Annotated in this window: 13 protein-coding genes; 7 read left to right on the top strand and 6 right to left on the bottom strand. The window is 39.4% G+C overall.

Annotated features, from left to right (window positions below; genetic code table 11):
• Positions 1-148 precede the first annotated feature (148 nt).
• The 4 genes from rpsU (at position 149) to hpf (ending at position 2442) form a co-directional block, all read left to right on the top strand.
• Positions 149-343: a 30S ribosomal protein S21 gene (gene rpsU / locus HMJ38_RS02355; RefSeq protein WP_194972778.1), complete on the top strand. Its 195-nt coding sequence runs from the start codon at positions 149-151 to the stop codon at positions 341-343.
• Positions 344-496: 153 nt separating this feature from the next.
• Positions 497-1132: a DUF6624 domain-containing protein gene (locus HMJ38_RS02350; protein WP_194972777.1), complete on the top strand. Its 636-nt coding sequence runs from the start codon at positions 497-499 to the stop codon at positions 1130-1132.
• Between the two features lie 90 nt (positions 1133-1222).
• Entirely contained in the window at positions 1223-2107 is an 885-nt protein-coding gene (locus tag HMJ38_RS02345) for a tyrosine-type recombinase/integrase (RefSeq protein ID WP_194972776.1), read from the top strand.
• Positions 2108-2136: 29 nt separating this feature from the next.
• On the top strand, positions 2137-2442 hold the full coding sequence (hpf, locus tag HMJ38_RS02340; protein WP_194972775.1) for a ribosome hibernation-promoting factor, HPF/YfiA family: 306 nt from the start codon (positions 2137-2139) through the stop codon (positions 2440-2442).
• Between the two features lie 791 nt (positions 2443-3233).
• Here the strand turns inward: hpf and chrA are convergent.
• Positions 3234-4430 (bottom strand): chromate efflux transporter, encoded by a 1197-nt coding sequence (gene chrA / locus HMJ38_RS02335; protein ID WP_194972774.1) that lies wholly within the window; start codon positions 4428-4430, stop codon positions 3234-3236.
• Positions 4431-4433: 3 nt separating this feature from the next.
• A complete protein-coding gene (locus HMJ38_RS02330) occupies positions 4434-5414 on the bottom strand; it encodes an isopenicillin N synthase family dioxygenase (RefSeq protein ID WP_194972773.1) in 981 nt (326 codons plus the stop codon).
• A 74-nt stretch (positions 5415-5488) separates the two neighbouring features.
• Between HMJ38_RS02330 and HMJ38_RS02325 the strand changes: the two genes are divergently transcribed.
• From HMJ38_RS02325 to HMJ38_RS02315, 3 genes are all read left to right on the top strand, one after another.
• Positions 5489-6256, top strand: a complete 768-nt coding sequence (locus HMJ38_RS02325; protein WP_194972772.1) for a hypothetical protein — start codon at positions 5489-5491, stop codon at positions 6254-6256.
• Positions 6257-6365: 109 nt separating this feature from the next.
• Positions 6366-7637 carry a serine--tRNA ligase gene (gene serS, locus HMJ38_RS02320; RefSeq protein WP_194972771.1) on the top strand — a complete coding sequence of 424 codons (1272 nt, stop codon included), beginning with the start codon at positions 6366-6368 and terminating at the stop codon, positions 7635-7637.
• A 24-nt stretch (positions 7638-7661) separates the two neighbouring features.
• The gene (locus tag HMJ38_RS02315) at positions 7662-8087 is read left to right on the top strand and encodes a nuclear transport factor 2 family protein (RefSeq protein WP_194972770.1); all 426 of its coding nucleotides are present in this window, start codon (positions 7662-7664) and stop codon (positions 8085-8087) included.
• Between the two features lie 53 nt (positions 8088-8140).
• On the opposite strand, the gene HMJ38_RS02310 is transcribed toward HMJ38_RS02315, so the two are convergent.
• The 4 genes from HMJ38_RS02310 to HMJ38_RS02295 all read right to left on the bottom strand — a co-directional run bounded on the left by HMJ38_RS02310 (position 8141) and on the right by HMJ38_RS02295 (position 15861).
• A complete protein-coding gene (locus HMJ38_RS02310) occupies positions 8141-9772 on the bottom strand; it encodes an LVIVD repeat-containing protein (protein WP_194972769.1) in 1632 nt (543 codons plus the stop codon).
• Positions 9773-9943: 171 nt separating this feature from the next.
• Positions 9944-11395: a hypothetical protein gene (locus HMJ38_RS02305; protein ID WP_194972768.1), complete on the bottom strand. Its 1452-nt coding sequence runs from the start codon at positions 11393-11395 to the stop codon at positions 9944-9946.
• Positions 11396-11588: 193 nt separating this feature from the next.
• Positions 11589-13133 (bottom strand): hypothetical protein, encoded by a 1545-nt coding sequence (locus HMJ38_RS02300; RefSeq protein ID WP_194972767.1) that lies wholly within the window; start codon positions 13131-13133, stop codon positions 11589-11591.
• A gap of 556 nt (positions 13134-13689) precedes the next feature.
• A complete protein-coding gene (locus HMJ38_RS02295) occupies positions 13690-15861 on the bottom strand; it encodes a glycine-rich domain-containing protein (RefSeq protein ID WP_194972766.1) in 2172 nt (723 codons plus the stop codon).
• Between the last annotated feature and the right edge of the window lie 130 nt (positions 15862-15991).

Below are 15991 nucleotides of genomic sequence, written 5' to 3'. Positions count from 1 at the left end.
CACAAAACCCGGCTGAACAGTCGGGTTTTGTGTTTTTAGAAAGGCTAAATTCAATCAATTTTGTATCTCCTTCCATTTTAATCTAAATAATTTTGGTCTTGGAAAAATATTCCACTACCTTTGCAACCCTGAAAGGAGGTGTATACATATGATCATAGTCAACGTAAAAGAAAACGAATCAATTGAAAAAGCGCTCAAGCGTTTTAAAAAGAAGTTTGACAAGACTGGTGCTGTAAGGGAACTTAGGGCACGTCAGCACTTTGTAAAACCTTCTATCAAAAGAAGAGAACAAGTAATCAAAGCAGCTTACAAGCAAAGAATGCAAACAGAAGAAATGAACTAATTGTTTGCTATCTTTTTGAGATACACACATCAATCAGCGCATCTACCGAAAGTGGATGCGCTTTTTTTTGATATCCTTAACAATCCTTAACGGACCATGCTCTCATTTTTATAAGGGAAAAAGTAGTTTAGGGTCAACTTAGACTATTAAAATATGAAAAGATTAATATTGATCTATTTTGGACTTTTTGCCATAGCCTGCAGTAACCCATCAAGCGAAAACAATGAGGTCTTGGATTACGAATCTTTTGCCAACTCATTGGACTCAATCATGGCGCTTGACCAAGGTATACGGAAAAAATTTATGGATGCCATGCAAGCCAATGAGGAAATTGAGTTCAGCTTTTATGGAGAAATGAACAGAATTGATTCCTCCAATCAAGCTTGGGTAATTAACAAACTTCAGAAATATGGTTGGCCGGAAAAAAGCAAAATCGGAGACGATGCCGCTAGGGCAGTTTTTCTGGTGATCCAACATGCCGAGCTATCGGACATAGAAACCTATTATCCTCAATTGCAAGCATTGGCAGATAGGGAGGAGGCCCGCCCGGTCCATGCAGCCATGATGCTGGACCGGATGCTGATGTATCAAGGTAAAAAGCAGGTTTACGGCACCCAATCCAGCGGGCAACTCAGACAAGATGGTTCATGGGTGATTTGGCCTGTAGAAAACCCTGAATCAATTAATGAAAGAAGAAAATCGGTGGGTTTTACAGATACTGTTGAGGAAACTGCCGCTTCCATGGATGCCGTTTATAATCCTGATGAACCGCTACCAAATGGAGATTGACTCAAGTCCTGATGGTTAAAGATTTTCATCAATATTAAATATGAGTTTCACACTTAAATTCATATATTCAAAAATAAGTTACCCAAAATCATGCTGGAATCCTTTATCAACTATCTTGAATTTGAAAAAAGAGCGAGTGCACATACCGTACTTGCCTATAAAAAGGATTTAGAGCAGTTTACTGAATTTTACCTTTTATCATTTGAAAAAGAGGACATATCTCATGCGGAACATTCCGAAATCAGGGCCTGGATCGTTGATTTGGTAGAAGAGGATAGAAGTGCCTTGACTGTAAACAGGAAAATGGCCACTTTACGCTCCTTTTATAAGTTTCTGCTCCGTTCAGGTGAAATCAGCAAAGACCCCACTTACAAACTGAAAGCCCTGAAGTCACCAAAACGCCTACCTGAATTTGTGCAGGAAGAGGCGATGGACAAGATTTTGGATGAAATGGAATATGAGGCCGATTTTGATGGACAAAGAGACAAAATGGTCATGGAGTTTTTATACCTGACAGGGGTCCGGCTTTCGGAATTATTGGAATTAAAATGGAAAGATATAGACCTTTATTCCGAAAGTGTCAAGGTGTTTGGTAAAAGGAAAAAAGAACGAATGATTCCACTTACCAATAGGCTAAAAAAGAATATAATTTCGTACAAAAAAGTATTTGAAGAAACATTTTCTTTTGTAGACCAGAGTGACTATTTTATCGTTATAAACTCTAAAGAGCAGGCATATCCCATGAAGATTTACCGTATTGTAAAACATTATTTAGACCTTTTTGCTCAAACTACCAAGAGAAGCCCACACTTGCTGAGACATACTTTTGCGACGCATTTATTGAACAAAGGGGCGGACCTCAATGCTGTCAAAGATCTACTCGGACATGCCAACCTTGCTGCAACGCAAGTCTATACCCACAATTCCATGGAAAAACTTAAGGCTGTGTTTGAACAGGCACATCCAAAAGCTTAATATACGTTTAACTTTAAACCATTAATGTTATGAGACTTCAAATGCATTCCATCCATTTCGACGCAGATCGCAAGCTTATCGACTTCATCCAAAAGAAAGCCGATAAATTAGACACCTATTATGATCAGATTGTCGACGGTGAAGTTTTTATGAGACTAGATAATCATGAGAAGAAGGAAAATAAAATTATTGAAATAAAAATGAATGTGCCGGGTAAAACCCTTTTTGCCAAACAACAAAGTGAATCCTTTGAAGCAGCTGCAGATGAAGCCATAGAGGCCCTTCGACGACAAATCAAAAAATTTAAAGAGAAAGCTGTTCTCGCTAAGCAATAAATGGTCTATTTGGCTGACCTTAATGATGCCAGTGCTTTAGTTTCCTTTGATTTTCGTGTTGGAAGTTGGATGACCGTTGACCGATGTACGCCAAAGTTTATTTTAATCAGCATTTTGATAATTTAAATTCTTTTTTTGGAAAAAAGCGAATCAACGAACAAACAGACAATTTCTAATCAGGGCTTTCAAATGTTGAAAGCCCTTTTTTCATCCTCTCCATATTCCCCTCAGAGATTGCCACGCTGCACGAAGGAAAATTCGAAATATCAAGGTTTACCCAATGCTCCTACCATCGACAGATTTTGAAATTGATGGTTTAGAACTACAAATAGCATTCGAATCTATTGCAGTACTTCCCCTTGTCACCTCGACGTAAGGAGAGGTCTGCTGCCCGCTTTGATGTCATTTCCTTTCTGTAAATGCCAAATTTTAAAAACTACCAATGACATAAATGTAAAATACCCCTCGGCAAGCTCGGGGACCGGGAAATATGGTTATATGAGGTGGGAGTGGGAAAAGCGGCGCCGCCGCTTTTCCCACTCCCACCTCCCCAAAAGACAAGCCCGGTGGCCGATCCCGATAGCTATCGCGGACGAGGCCAAACAAAGGTAACTTGATGTCATTACCTATTCTGAACATTTTCAAAATGTTGAAAACTCGCAATGAAGAACTCCCTTCTTTCACCCCCTTCTCTCAGCTCTTGCTTCTTGGCTCTTGTTTCTTGCTTCTTGGCTCTTGGATCTTGTGTCTAGTGTCTAGTGTCTCACGTCTCACGTCTCACGTCTCACTTCTCAAAAAACCCAATTATATCCAATCCCTGCCAAAACACCCAAGGCGATAATCAACGGTGAGGACAATTTGGTAAACTGAAGCAACAAGTAGGTTCCAATGATGGCCAAAATATTAAACACATTCGCATCCAAAGGCTCAAAAAGCAAATAGGCCGCAGCAATCAACATTCCACAACTCACCGCATTGATTCCTTCAAGGGCTGCACGAACAGGCCGGTATTTTTTCAATTGGTCCCAAAAGCGGATGACAAAGAATATCAGAAATGTTCCGGGTAGAAATATCCCTGCGGCAGCAATCAGACCTCCTGTCAGTAATCCTGCCACTCCATAATCTCTCATGGATAGGGCTCCAACGTACGAACTGATGCTGAAGGTCGGTCCGGGAATCCCCTGCGATATGGCATATCCAGTCAGAAATTCCTGAGAAGTCAAAAACTTTTTGAATTCCACAAACTCTGTAAACAAATAAGGGACGAGCACCTGACCTCCTCCAAAGATCAAACTTCCGTTTCTATAAAAATTCTCGAAAAGCAATACAGATTGGTTTTTGGTAATGGCACCCAAAACCGCCGCAAATATCAGTATGCCTCCCCATAAGTAAAAATTGGCCCATGAAATCACCAATTTCTTATCCCCTTCCTCTTTGGGTTGATTCCTGTATTTCAGTGATGTGGTAACTCCTCCGACAAGAAGCAGGATTGGAAAAATAAATGGGGAGTTATAAAAGAATGAAATAAAAGTTGAAAACATCATCAAAATGGAAGCCTCTGTGGTTTTTACCATTTTGAAGATGGTCTGCCGGGCTGCATAAACGATAAAACCTATTGCCATAGGTTGAATAAACTTTGCAAAATTCAGCGCACCGGGAGTGTTTTCTTGGAGGTAATCAATAAGAAAAGCCGCGGAAATCATCAATAACGTTGCAGGTAGTATCCAAACAAACAAGGATAAGTAGGCCAAAGTAGGGCCTCCAATTCTATACCCAATCGCTGAAATGGTTTGTGTGGAAGTAGGGCCGGGAAGGATCTGACAAAGCGCATTCAGTTCCCATAATTCCTGTTCTTTGATATAGCCGCGTTTCCTCACCATGGTATCCAATACCATGGCGAGAAAAACCTGCGGACCTCCAAATGCTGTCAAGGAAAGCCACAATACATCTTTTAGGTAGAAATAATATCGAGCGCTTTTGACTGACACGGCTTATTTTTTTAAGCCCAATTCCCTCAGACGCTCATCCAAAAACTCTCCTGCTGTGGCATCCTCAAATTGCTTGGGATGCTGTTCGTCAACACAACTTTCCAAGCAGGTCAAATCCATATCAGATCGGGGATGCATGAAAAAAGGTATGGAATACCTACTGGTATGCATCATTTCTTTGGGAGGATTGACTACCCGGTGGATCGTCGATTTCAATTTTTTGTTGGTCAATCTTTCCAACATATCCCCAACATTCACTACCAATTGATCCGGCAAAGCGGTGATAGGGATCCATTTGCCATCTTTTCTCAACACCTGAAGACCATCGGCACTTGCTCCCATCAAGAGAGTGATGAGATTGATATCCCCATGTTCTGCGGCACGAACTGCATCAGCAGGTACCTCATCAGGGTTTTCTATCGGAAAATAGTGAATCTGTCGGAGGATGGAATTGCCATGTGCTACTTTGTCCTCAAAATAAGTTTCCTCCAAACCAAGGTAAATGGCTATTGCTTTGAGCATGTTTTTACCGGCCTGCTCCAAGGTCTTATAGGTTTCCAGTGCAATGGCTTCAAATTCAGGGAGTTCTGAAGGCCAAATATTATCAGGATATTCAGCTTTGATGGGATCTTTATCGGGAATGGAGGAAAGATCCTGACCTACATGGTAAAACTCCTTGAGATCACCTGTATTCCTGCCTTTTGCATGCTCCTTGCCTTTGCCGGTATAGCCCCTTTGGTATCCGATTTCAGGTTTTTCGTACTTGGACTTGATTTCATCAGGCAAGCTGAAAAATTTTTTAATACTGGAATATAAATTATCCTGAAGATCTTTACTCAATCCGTGGCTTTTGATCGCCACAAAACCTATGTTATTGTATGCCTGACCAAGTTTCTCCACAAAAGCCTGCTTCCTTTCAGGATTACCTGAAGTAAAGTCAGCCAAGTCCAAAGAAGGGATCTCATCATATAGTATCTCACTCATATCTGTAAATTTGTTTTAATTATAAGCCAAGTTAAGCCAAAATTAAATAAATTAGCCTTTGTACCTCCTTCACTATGAAAAAAACCACGCAGTATTTTTGTCTTTTGGTATTGATCTTACTTCACGCCTGTTCGGGATCAAGGGAAAAAAAAGATGAATTGAAATTCGAAAGTGATATCATTGACTCTTTGGCCAATGCAAGCAAAGAAATCAGTTTTTACTATTTTGATGAACAAAAGGATTTTCCTGACGCCATCATTGAAATGTATTCCCCTCTGAATATGGAGAGTTTCAAACCTGGTAAAGTGCCTTTTGAATTCAATATCAAAAACTATCCATTTGGAGAAGGATTGAGCGGATTCCAACTGAATATCATACTTAACTCGAGTGACCCTATTGGATATAATTCGCCCATTTTTCAAAGAGAACTAAATGAAGGCACTTACAGGATAGTAGCGTATCTTTTAGATAATGAAGGATTGGCACTCAAGGAATTTGGAAACTATGTTATCCGGGATTTTTTGGTAGGGGATTCTAGGCCGTTTCCATATTCTGCAGAACCTTACCTGGCAATGAATCTTCCCATCAATGGACAGACTTACTTTGAAAATGAGGAAATTACCATAGATTTTTTGGTCATTGGAGGTGATATGCTTTTGGACAATCTTAAAGTGCAGGTCAGGGTTGGTGAATATTCCTATGAAATCAATGAGGTGTATCCTATCCGAATCTCAGACTTACCTAAAGGTGAATATAACCTACAGCTCAAACTGCTGAATAAAGACGGGACCGAGTTGGATGGCCCTTTTTCCAGTGTACAAAAGGCCATTATCGTGAAATAATTAAGGTCAAATAATATTTTTAGCCTTTGATATTATTGAAATAAGCGCCTCCTCAATTGGTGAACATCCTTATCTTTGCACCTTTCAATTAGACTATACAACACACATTATGTTACTTGTAAATACCATCAGGGACAACTTTGAAGCTGTATTGCATGGATTGCAGAAACGCAATTTTGCAAATGCGGAGACTGTCCTACTCCAGGTTTTGGAAATCGATAAAAACAGGAAAGAAACCCAAGTCCAAAGAGACAATCTTCAAGCAGATTCCAACACGATTTCCAGACAGATTGGAGCCTTGATGAAGGAAGGTAAAAAAGAGGAGGCTGAAAAAATCAAATCAAAGACCTCTGAAATCAAGGAACAGATCAAAACCTTAGAGACTACCTATTCCAATTTTGAAGAGGAATTGAAACAACTCTTGTTTACCATTCCCAATGTCCCCCATGTTTCTGTCCCAAAAGGAAAATCTGCTGAAGACAATGAGATCGTTTTGGAACATGGCAAAATCCCTGTACTTCCCGAAAACAAATTACCCCATTGGGAATTGATCAAAAAACATGACATCATCGACTTTGATCTAGGTGTCAAAATAGCAGGGGCAGGATTTCCCGTGTACAAGGGCAAAGGTGCAAGACTTCAAAGGGCTTTGATCAATTTCTTTTTGGATGAGGCATTGAAAGCCGGTTATATCGAAGTTCAACCGCCGATTTTGGTCAACGAAGATTCCGGCTATGGTACCGGGCAACTACCTGACAAAGAGGGTCAAATGTATGAAGCAACAGTCGACAAGCTTTTTCTAATCCCAACAGCGGAAGTTCCCATTACCAATATGTATAGGGATGTGATTTTAGAGGAACAGGATCTCCCCATCAAAAATGTCGGATACACCCCATGCTTTAGAAGGGAAGCGGGAAGTTGGGGCGCGCATGTCAGAGGGCTGAACAGGTTACATCAGTTTGACAAGGTAGAAATCGTACATATTTCACATCCTGACCAATCTTACACTGCATTGGAGGATATGAGCAAATATGTTCAAAACCTGCTGCAAAAATTAGAACTCCCTTACCGTGTCTTGAGGCTTTGCGGTGGAGATATGGGATTCACCTCAGCATTGACTTATGACATGGAAGTCTACTCCGCTGCGCAGGAAAGATGGCTTGAAGTCAGTTCAGTATCCAATTTTGAGACCTATCAGGCCAATAGGTTGAAACTGCGTTTTAGAGGAGAGGATAAGAAAACGCAATTGGCCCATACCCTCAATGGCAGTGCCTTGGCATTGCCAAGAATCGTAGCTTCCATTCTGGAAAACAACCAAACTGAGAATGGCATCAAGATGCCCAATGTATTGGTCCCTTATTTGGGTTTTGATTTTATTTAAACCAAAGATTAATATGCCCCATCGATGAAAAATCTATCCCTCATCATTCTTTTTCTTTCCTGTTGCGGGACAGTTTTTGCCCAGTCAGTCAATGAGGAAAAATCGGCCATCACACATACCATACAACTTTATTTTGATGGCATGATGGAAAGGGATCGAACGAAACTTGATACAGCTTTTGATCCCTCAGCCAGATTGATCGGATATCGGGGGGAGAATTTTACCGTAACGCCATACGAAGAATGGGCTTCAGGAACGGCAAATGGTGACAAAAGAGATCCCGATAAATTTGATAACCGATTACTGGATATTGAAATTAAAGGCTATACAGCTTTGGCTAAGACCGAACTCTTTTGGCCGGGCATATATTATTTTGATTACCTGACTTTGATCAAAATGGATGGTCAGTGGAAAATAGTCCATAAGACCTGGTATGAGGAAAAGAGATAAAAACAAAACCCTCCTAAACTTAAATTTCGGAGGGTTTGTTTAACGATTGTTTTTTATTTCAATTTCCCTTCCGTATCAATGAATTCACCTTTAATGGTTACGTTTTGATTTTTATTTACTTTGCCAAAAATCGAAACCTTATTGCCTTCTCCAACAAATTCCAAAGTAGCACCTGAGTTGAGGTTCAAATCCCCATAAATAACCAAATCCCCATATACTTTCAAAACCGCATTGCTGTTAATGGAAAGCGACCGGTTTTTGTTGTATTGCCCAAAAACCAAGGATCCATTCATCATAAATACTCCCCCACTATTTAAGTTTAGACTATTTTCTATAGCCATAGAGCCACAGAAAGTCAGTGAACCTCCAATATTGACATTCTTAAGAGAAACAGCACCTGTATATCCTTCAGTTTGATTCGAATTGACATTTAGATTGGATTTACCTTCATAAGATCCAAATCCCGTACAGCTGATTTCGCTACTTAACGGCAGTTCTTCTTTTTGTGTCAAATTAAGAATTTGGAGCCCCTTTCGACCAGAAGCTACAAAAACATATCCTTTTTTCGCTTTCACAAAGTTAGTAGAACCATAGATTCCCAATACCCCGATATTTTCCAACATATCATTTTCAACTAATTGGGAAACAGAAATCCCTGCCCCGCCATTTGCCATAAAAACTTTGCCGTCATCAAAAGACACGGCGTTAGTCACCACATCGCCATCTTCTACCTCTTCAGGCTTGACAGGAATGGAAAGACGTTGTAAAAAAAAACCTGTTGCAGTGGAATATACACCTACGCCTCTCTGTCCTTCAGAAGCAAATAACAAGCCTGGGGCCATATCCAAAGTCCTTTTTGATTCTGCAATATCATTTTCAGTCCGAATTGACTTAATAGTTTCTAAATTAGACGGATTTAATAATTTAATTCCTTCCTTTCCACTTAGTACTGCCAGTACATCATTGCCATATTTGACCGCCCTAAGATCAGTCAAAGGAAATTTATTGTGCATTTCACCTTTACTGCTGAACAGACCTACCAGTCCATTGCTTCCACTAGCCACTGCAATATCTTCTGACGTAGTACATACATCCACTGCAGCAAATCCTTCTATATCAAATTTTGAAAAATTTGAAACGAATTTACCATTGCTGACATTGACAACCACGAGTTGTGCAGCGGTACTGATATTGGGTTCCTGATCGATATCAAAAGCAGCTGCAGCATACAATACGCCATTTTTATAGCTCAGTGAATTAATATCACCATTTTTGAAAATTGCCTGGCTCGTGATTTTTGGATGTAGGGGATCGGTAATATCAAATATTTCAATTGCTCCCAAGAAAACCGGTCCGACTGTATTGTAACTGACATAGGCATAATTGCCCGAAATATCCACATGAGTAGCAGTCAATTCCTTGCCTGACAGATTAGGTGGATCGACTTGGGATACCATCATGAGCGGTACTTTTCCGGCAGGAATATCTTCTTCCGAGATTCTTCCATTTAACATTTCCGATCCGAATATTTCCACTACCCCTGTACCTTCCAATGAAACCCTGGTATTCAGTGTTTCAATATCTGTGTTGATTTCAACTGTAGGATCCGAAATCGGGTTTTTATCATCAGGCACACATGCCAGAATCGTAGCTGTAATAAATAAAGTAAGGGTGATTTTACGCATTTCAAAGAAATTAAGTTAGGTGACATTCATAATAATAAGAGTTAAAAAGCCTTATCAGAAAAATGAAATAAAAAAAGAATAACAAAATAACCAAATGGTTAGTTTACAAAACAAAATCTAGGGTATGAAATCCATTTTTGGAATTCAAAAAATCCTACTACTTAAAATAAATTATTTTTTTAAAACCTTGATATGCTCCACTTTCTGCCCCCACCGGATTTCTACAACAAACAATCCTCTTGGAATTTTAGCCACCCAAGTAGCAAGGATTTCGTTCATTTCATCCTCATTTGAAACAGACATGGATTCAGTAACTGAAGTGGGGTGTATCAGTCTAAAAGTCAAGCTTTCCTCGTTGTATCCATCCCTATCCAATAAACTTACCCTCAATTGACCATTCTCTGTTGGGTTTGGATAAGCTCTCCAAATGCCATTGGTTACTTGTAACATTGGAAGATTTACAGAAACTACACTTGAATATTCAAAATTTCCATTGAAATCTACTTGTTTTAACCTATAGTAAACTATGCCTCCCGAAATCGGTAAATTTTTATCTTCATAAGAATAGGAAGATATTGTCTCAGTCCAACCAATCCCCTTCACTTGTCCAATCTTTTTGAATTTTTTTATATTCATTTCAGACCTTTCAATTTCGAAATGGCTGTTCTCCCATTCTTTGGCTGTAGACCAATTTATTATTGTAGCACCATTTTGAGGTGAAAAATTAGAATTGAAATAAAGAAGCTCAACTGGTAGAATCCGACAGCTATCAAAAAATTTGCCAGCTTCAAGTTCAATTTCATTACTAATAACACCACAATAATAAACCTTAGCAGATCCTGTTGCAGTTACTCTAGCAGCCCCACCTGCATTGATATTTCCTCCAATGTCTATTTCACTATTCCCTCCAAAAACAATCTGAGAATTACCAAATAATTCTAAATCATTATCAATAATCACTTTTGCATCTCCAAAGGTATTTAATTGATGTTGACTCCCCCCCATTATTTCAAGTTGGAAAGTTCTGAAAAATCCAGAAACATTAATTTGAGAGCTATTACCATTATACCTAGTCGTCCCAGAACTTATTAACCTACCTCCATCTAGTATGTTAATTATAGATCTACCTTTCAGGTCAATTGAGCCAACTAAAATATTGGCAGTATCATCGCCTGTTATATCTAAAATTGTACTTGGATTATTGGAACCTAAGGAAATAATCAATTCGCCCAGGATATTAAACTCACTATTTCCAACTACATTAAATTCTACTTGTCTCGCTTCTCCAATAGTTACATTTCCAGTAATATTGAATTTCGCTCCATTGCCTACTGAAATGCTATTGTAAGTTCCATCAAAAGTTAGATCTCCAGTAATAGTTAGGTCATCGTTAATAACCACATTAACCTTACACCCGGCAGGTATTGCCGGAGGAAAAAGACTAGCATTTGCTGTACAACCACTTGGGTCATTTAATGTCGTTATATCCCAACAATTTCCATTACCCCATGTTCCATTACAGCCTGCTTTACTTGGATTGTATGTATATGTCTGCCCATACCCATAGAAAGAAACTCCCGAGAGGATTAGATATAAAAATAATATTTTATAAAAATTGTTCATTTATTCTCGTTTTTGAGCAAAGAAAACTGAATTTCAAATATACATATTTGCTTTTCGTGTTCCTAATAACTAAACAATTTTTTTTATATCTGCTCTTTGTTTAATCCAAAAATAGAAAAAAAACCTGTTCTATATTGAATAAAACAGGTTTTTTAAAAACTATTCCTGGTTGGATTTCATTCTAAAAAAATTTTTACTTCTTCAACAATTTAAAGTGCTCCACCTGCTGACCCCACTGTATTTCGATCATCAAAACTCCTCTCGGTACCCTTGCTACTAATACGCTTAACACTTCATTCAGTTCAGATTCAGACCTTGCCTGTACTTGGAAAGCTGCTGATGTTGAAGAAAGAATTTTCACTGTAATGGTTTCACCGGTATAGGCCTTAAAATCTGTAAGCTTGATGTTTAATCGCTCACCTCCAACCAATGGATTGGGATATACTTTCCACACATTGACCATATTCTGATTGCTTGAAGTAAGACGTACAGACATCACTTTCCCAACTGTAACTTTTCCATCAAAATCAAACTGATTGATTCTATAATAAACAACAATCTCATTCAAAGGAAGGCTCAAATCTTCAAAACTGTATTCGGTCACGTTGTCTGACCATCCCATTCCATCAACAGTTGCAACTACTCTGAAATCAGTAATATTACCAATTGATCTTTCAATTTCGAAATGACTGTTTTCAACCTCCTTACCGGTTGCCCAAAAAATAGAATTTGATCTGATATTGGCATTAAACTGTGCTTTGGTATAAACATATTCTACAGGCATTATTCTACAGGATGCTGCAAAAGTTCCCTGAATAATTTCCTGTGTGTTACAATTATTATCATTACATGGAACAGGAAATGTTCCGCAAACAAAAACTTGAGCCTGTTCGGTTGCAATTACTTTTGCACTACCTACAGTAATTATATCGCCACCAATATCTGTTTCACTTGTTCCTCCAAAAGTAATGTCACTGGTACCTCTAACATCAAGATTTTTCTCAATCATAATCTGAGCATTCCCATAAGCATTCAATTGATTACCAGACCCCCCTGTAATAATCACACTTCCACCTGTTCTAAAAAAACCAGTGACATTAATTTCCGAATTATTTCCTCTGTAATCCACATCACCTTCGACAAACAATCCCCCACCTACCAAAATATCAACCTTGGATCTCTGACCAAAATTAAATGACTTCACGCTTAAAATACTAGTAGCATCTCCATCACCATCAATGACTAACTGTGCATTATTTTCAATGTCCAATAGTCCACCAGTAATATTAAAACTTCCTCCATTTCTAATATCAATATTAAGTTTTGTGTTTGCAGTATTTTTGCCACTTGGTAAAATTAAGTTCCCACTAACTGCAATCTCTCCACCATTTACAAAAATACTTCCTTCGGTATCTACTGTCTTTGTAAGGTTTCCAGAGATATTTAATTTACCACCTGAATTTACCCTGACCGTAGTAAATGAACCAACAGTCAAACTCGCAAGGTTAACCTCATGGTTGATAACAATTGTTACCGGACAACCTGATGAACCGTTGGAAGGTGGAGTTGCTGGAGGATTTGGAGAACAACTTCCGGTACGCACCCAGCAAGAAGCCGTTGTCAGATAATTGGTCATTGTAGGAGAACAAGTTCCACTTGTAGTGTATGTCACTTGCGCATTGCTATTGTAGCCAAGCAAAAGAAATAGGGCGAAAAGTACTGTTTTTAAAAATCTCATGGGGTGATTGATTTTTGTAGAGTCTATTTTGTGTTTCAAATGTACTTATTTGTATTTAATAAACAAATAAATAATCAATATTTTTGCATTTTTTTATATATGAAATGCTTTTTTAATGATTTATAAAATATTTAAACTATTAAAAAATATCCGTAAATCCAGATAGATTTAGATTTACCACTATAAAATTTTACGGTTAATTCATTGATTTATAATTCTTTAACAATTAATCGTTTAAAAATTCAGCAGTAACTATCCCTTATCTTCAAAAGAATCTAAATACAATCGAAAAATAAAATCAAAAAGGATTTTTATATCTAAAAAATCGGATCAGCCGTCATGACATAGAAAAGCCTGTCCCGAATCCCGATAGCTATCGTGGAGAGAGGTCTGCAGCCCGATTTATGTCATTTTCCATTCAGTAAATGCCAATTTTCTCCACTCGGGATGACGGCTGCCTAACGTCATTACCTTTTCTGAATATTTTAAAAAAATGTTTAGGACTTGCAACTACGATCCCTGAAACCTTAAATGTGTGGCTGCCAACTGAGACTGCTCACTGCTTCATTATCTTAATAAACTCAACTTTCTGTCCCCATGAAATCTCTAGAAGAAAAATCCCTTTAGAAGCCCTTTGCAGTTCTTCCAATATCAATCCCGAAATCTGACGGAGATTATTACTATTAATCACCTTATTGACTGCATAAGGTGTAATAAGTCTTACCCTCAGATCTTCTCCCTGATATTCCCTGTCATCTATCAATTCCAAGTTGAATATTTCTCCTGCGTTAGGATTTGGAAAAGCCCGCCAAACACCTTTTACTTGATTTAAAGTTGGTAGACGGACAGAAACTGTTTTTGAAAAATTGGAATTCCCATTGAAATCAACCTGCTTGAGTCTATAATAGGCCATACCACCTATCAATGGCAGGTTGTTGTCATTGTACAGATATTCCACCGGATCATCAGACCAAGCTGACCCCGGTTCATTCCCGATCAATTCCCAATTTTTGATGCCTTGCAAAGACCTTTGGATTTCAAAATGAGAGTTTTCCCATTCTTTGGCAGTGGCCCATTGAAGTTCAACCAATTTATCTTCCCTTTTAAAATTAGCATCAAAGTAAAGATATTCAACCGGTAAAATTCTGAAGTTGGGGTATCGGATAATGACCACTCCTGAAATTCCTGAACCTCCACCACCGCTTCCCGCACCACCTCCAGAACCCTGTGAACGTCCTGCACCACCTATCCCGTTTCTATTTGCATTTCCACCTATACCACTTCCCCCCAAACCGGGATTATTTCTTGATGGATTAGAACCTGCATCAGTGGATCCGCCCCCTCCAGCAGCATAAATGACCAAATTTCCTCTAAAATTCGAAGGAAATCCCTCACCACCGTTTCCGCCTGTTGCAGTAATATTTGAACCTGGCCCAGGAGTTAATATTCCTGGTGTACCTGTACTTCCTGCTCCTCCGCCCCCGCCTCCAGTGAATTCATTCAAACCAGGACTACCATTATTCCCTAATGCATTTCCAAGACCGGATATATTTAAACCACTTGCTCCTCCTCCGGAAGAATTAACCATAAACCCATTTCGTCCGTCAACACTTGAATTAGAACCTCCACCACCGCCAGCCCCGGCAATGGTCTCATAATCTGTACCAAATCCAAAAATAGATGGCGTACCATTGGTGCCTTTAACGTTTTGGTTCCCAGCACCCCCTCCTCCTCCTCCGACGTTCATTTCAAAATCAGTATCCACGACAAATCCCTGTCCTCCGTTAATATTACTGAAACTAGCCAGAGACACACCCCCTGCACCTCCACCTCCTGCTGCATTTCCAAAACCGCCGCCGCCGCCGCCTCCAACTACAAACAAGTCAAACTCAGTAAGCCCTTTTGGAGCAGTCCAAGAATTCAAACCCGGAGAAGAAAACTCTATGATTGTGGTCCCTGTAACTGCACCATCATCCAATAGGATTCCTCCAACAAAAAACTGACAAGTATAGGAAATACTGACCCTTCCATCGCTTCCATCCCCACCGTTTTGGTTGGCGCCTCTTGCACCGCCCCCGCCACCTCCCGGTCCTTCAAAAGGTGAATTTCCAGGTCGATTATTACCATTTGCGCCATCCCCTCCGGGGCCTCCTCCTCTCGGGGCGTTGGCACCTTCTCGGTCCGTCGCAGGATTCCCATCTATTCCAATACCTGCTGATGAACCACCACCTCCTCCAGCATTGGCAGCTGCAGTAGCTCCATTCCCACCACTGAACCTAAAAGTTCCAATACCATTTGCAGATGATCCTCCAAGTCCTCCGGCAGGAGTATTGATCCCCGGAGTTTCACCGCCTTTGGCCAAAACTATTCTATTGGTTATATCATCTGTAGGCGCAACCCATGAATCTTCACCATTGATACTAGAAAGACCACCGGCACCAACCCAAACGGTATAAACTGAACCTGAAATAACTATGATTTCGCTTCTTGAATAGCCTCCACCTCCGCCACCGCCGCCGGTACCGTTTTCTGTTCTCCCGCCACCACCTCCACCTGCACCCCAAACTTCAACAATCAAGGAATTGACACCGGCAGGAACAAAAAAAGTGTTTTCCCCAGGACTATTGAAAACAACAGGACTATTGCATTGTCCAAATGCACTTAGATTGCTACCAAAAAAAACAGCAAATAGGAGTATAAATTGGGTAAGCGTAATTTTATTATTCATCCAGGATTCCTTAATTTCTTGGTATACAAATATTTGTTTAAGAAATAAGAGGGGTTTAATAGGCTTTAGTCAATGTCAACTGTCGAAATCACTAGGGGATTATATGGCTATTAATATAGCAAAAACATTT

Source organism: Aquiflexum lacus, from assembly GCF_015476655.1.
In the GTDB taxonomy this organism is placed as follows: Bacteria; Bacteroidota; Bacteroidia; order Cytophagales; family Cyclobacteriaceae; genus Aquiflexum; species Aquiflexum lacus.
Note: the sequence above shows the minus strand (reverse complement) of the source record. Positions and strands in the feature narration are given on the sequence as shown.

What these genes read in the sequence shown, in the direction of transcription:
- rpsU (WP_194972778.1), top strand. Translation starts at nt 149, where the DNA reads ATGATCATAGTCAACGTAAAAGAAAACGAATCAATTGAAAAAGCGCTC.
- HMJ38_RS02350 (WP_194972777.1), top strand. Translation starts at nt 497, where the DNA reads ATGAAAAGATTAATATTGATCTATTTTGGACTTTTTGCCATAGCCTGC.
- HMJ38_RS02345 (WP_194972776.1), top strand. Translation starts at nt 1,223, where the DNA reads ATGCTGGAATCCTTTATCAACTATCTTGAATTTGAAAAAAGAGCGAGT.
- hpf (WP_194972775.1), top strand. Translation starts at nt 2,137, where the DNA reads ATGAGACTTCAAATGCATTCCATCCATTTCGACGCAGATCGCAAGCTT.
- HMJ38_RS02330 (WP_194972773.1), bottom strand. Translation starts at nt 5,414, where the DNA reads ATGAGTGAGATACTATATGATGAGATCCCTTCTTTGGACTTGGCTGAC.
- HMJ38_RS02325 (WP_194972772.1), top strand. Translation starts at nt 5,489, where the DNA reads ATGAAAAAAACCACGCAGTATTTTTGTCTTTTGGTATTGATCTTACTT.
- serS (WP_194972771.1), top strand. Translation starts at nt 6,366, where the DNA reads ATGTTACTTGTAAATACCATCAGGGACAACTTTGAAGCTGTATTGCAT.
- HMJ38_RS02315 (WP_194972770.1), top strand. Translation starts at nt 7,662, where the DNA reads ATGAAAAATCTATCCCTCATCATTCTTTTTCTTTCCTGTTGCGGGACA.
- HMJ38_RS02310 (WP_194972769.1), bottom strand. Translation starts at nt 9,772, where the DNA reads ATGCGTAAAATCACCCTTACTTTATTTATTACAGCTACGATTCTGGCA.
- HMJ38_RS02305 (WP_194972768.1), bottom strand. Translation starts at nt 11,395, where the DNA reads ATGAACAATTTTTATAAAATATTATTTTTATATCTAATCCTCTCGGGA.
- HMJ38_RS02300 (WP_194972767.1), bottom strand. Translation starts at nt 13,133, where the DNA reads ATGAGATTTTTAAAAACAGTACTTTTCGCCCTATTTCTTTTGCTTGGC.
- HMJ38_RS02295 (WP_194972766.1), bottom strand. Translation starts at nt 15,861, where the DNA reads ATGAATAATAAAATTACGCTTACCCAATTTATACTCCTATTTGCTGTT.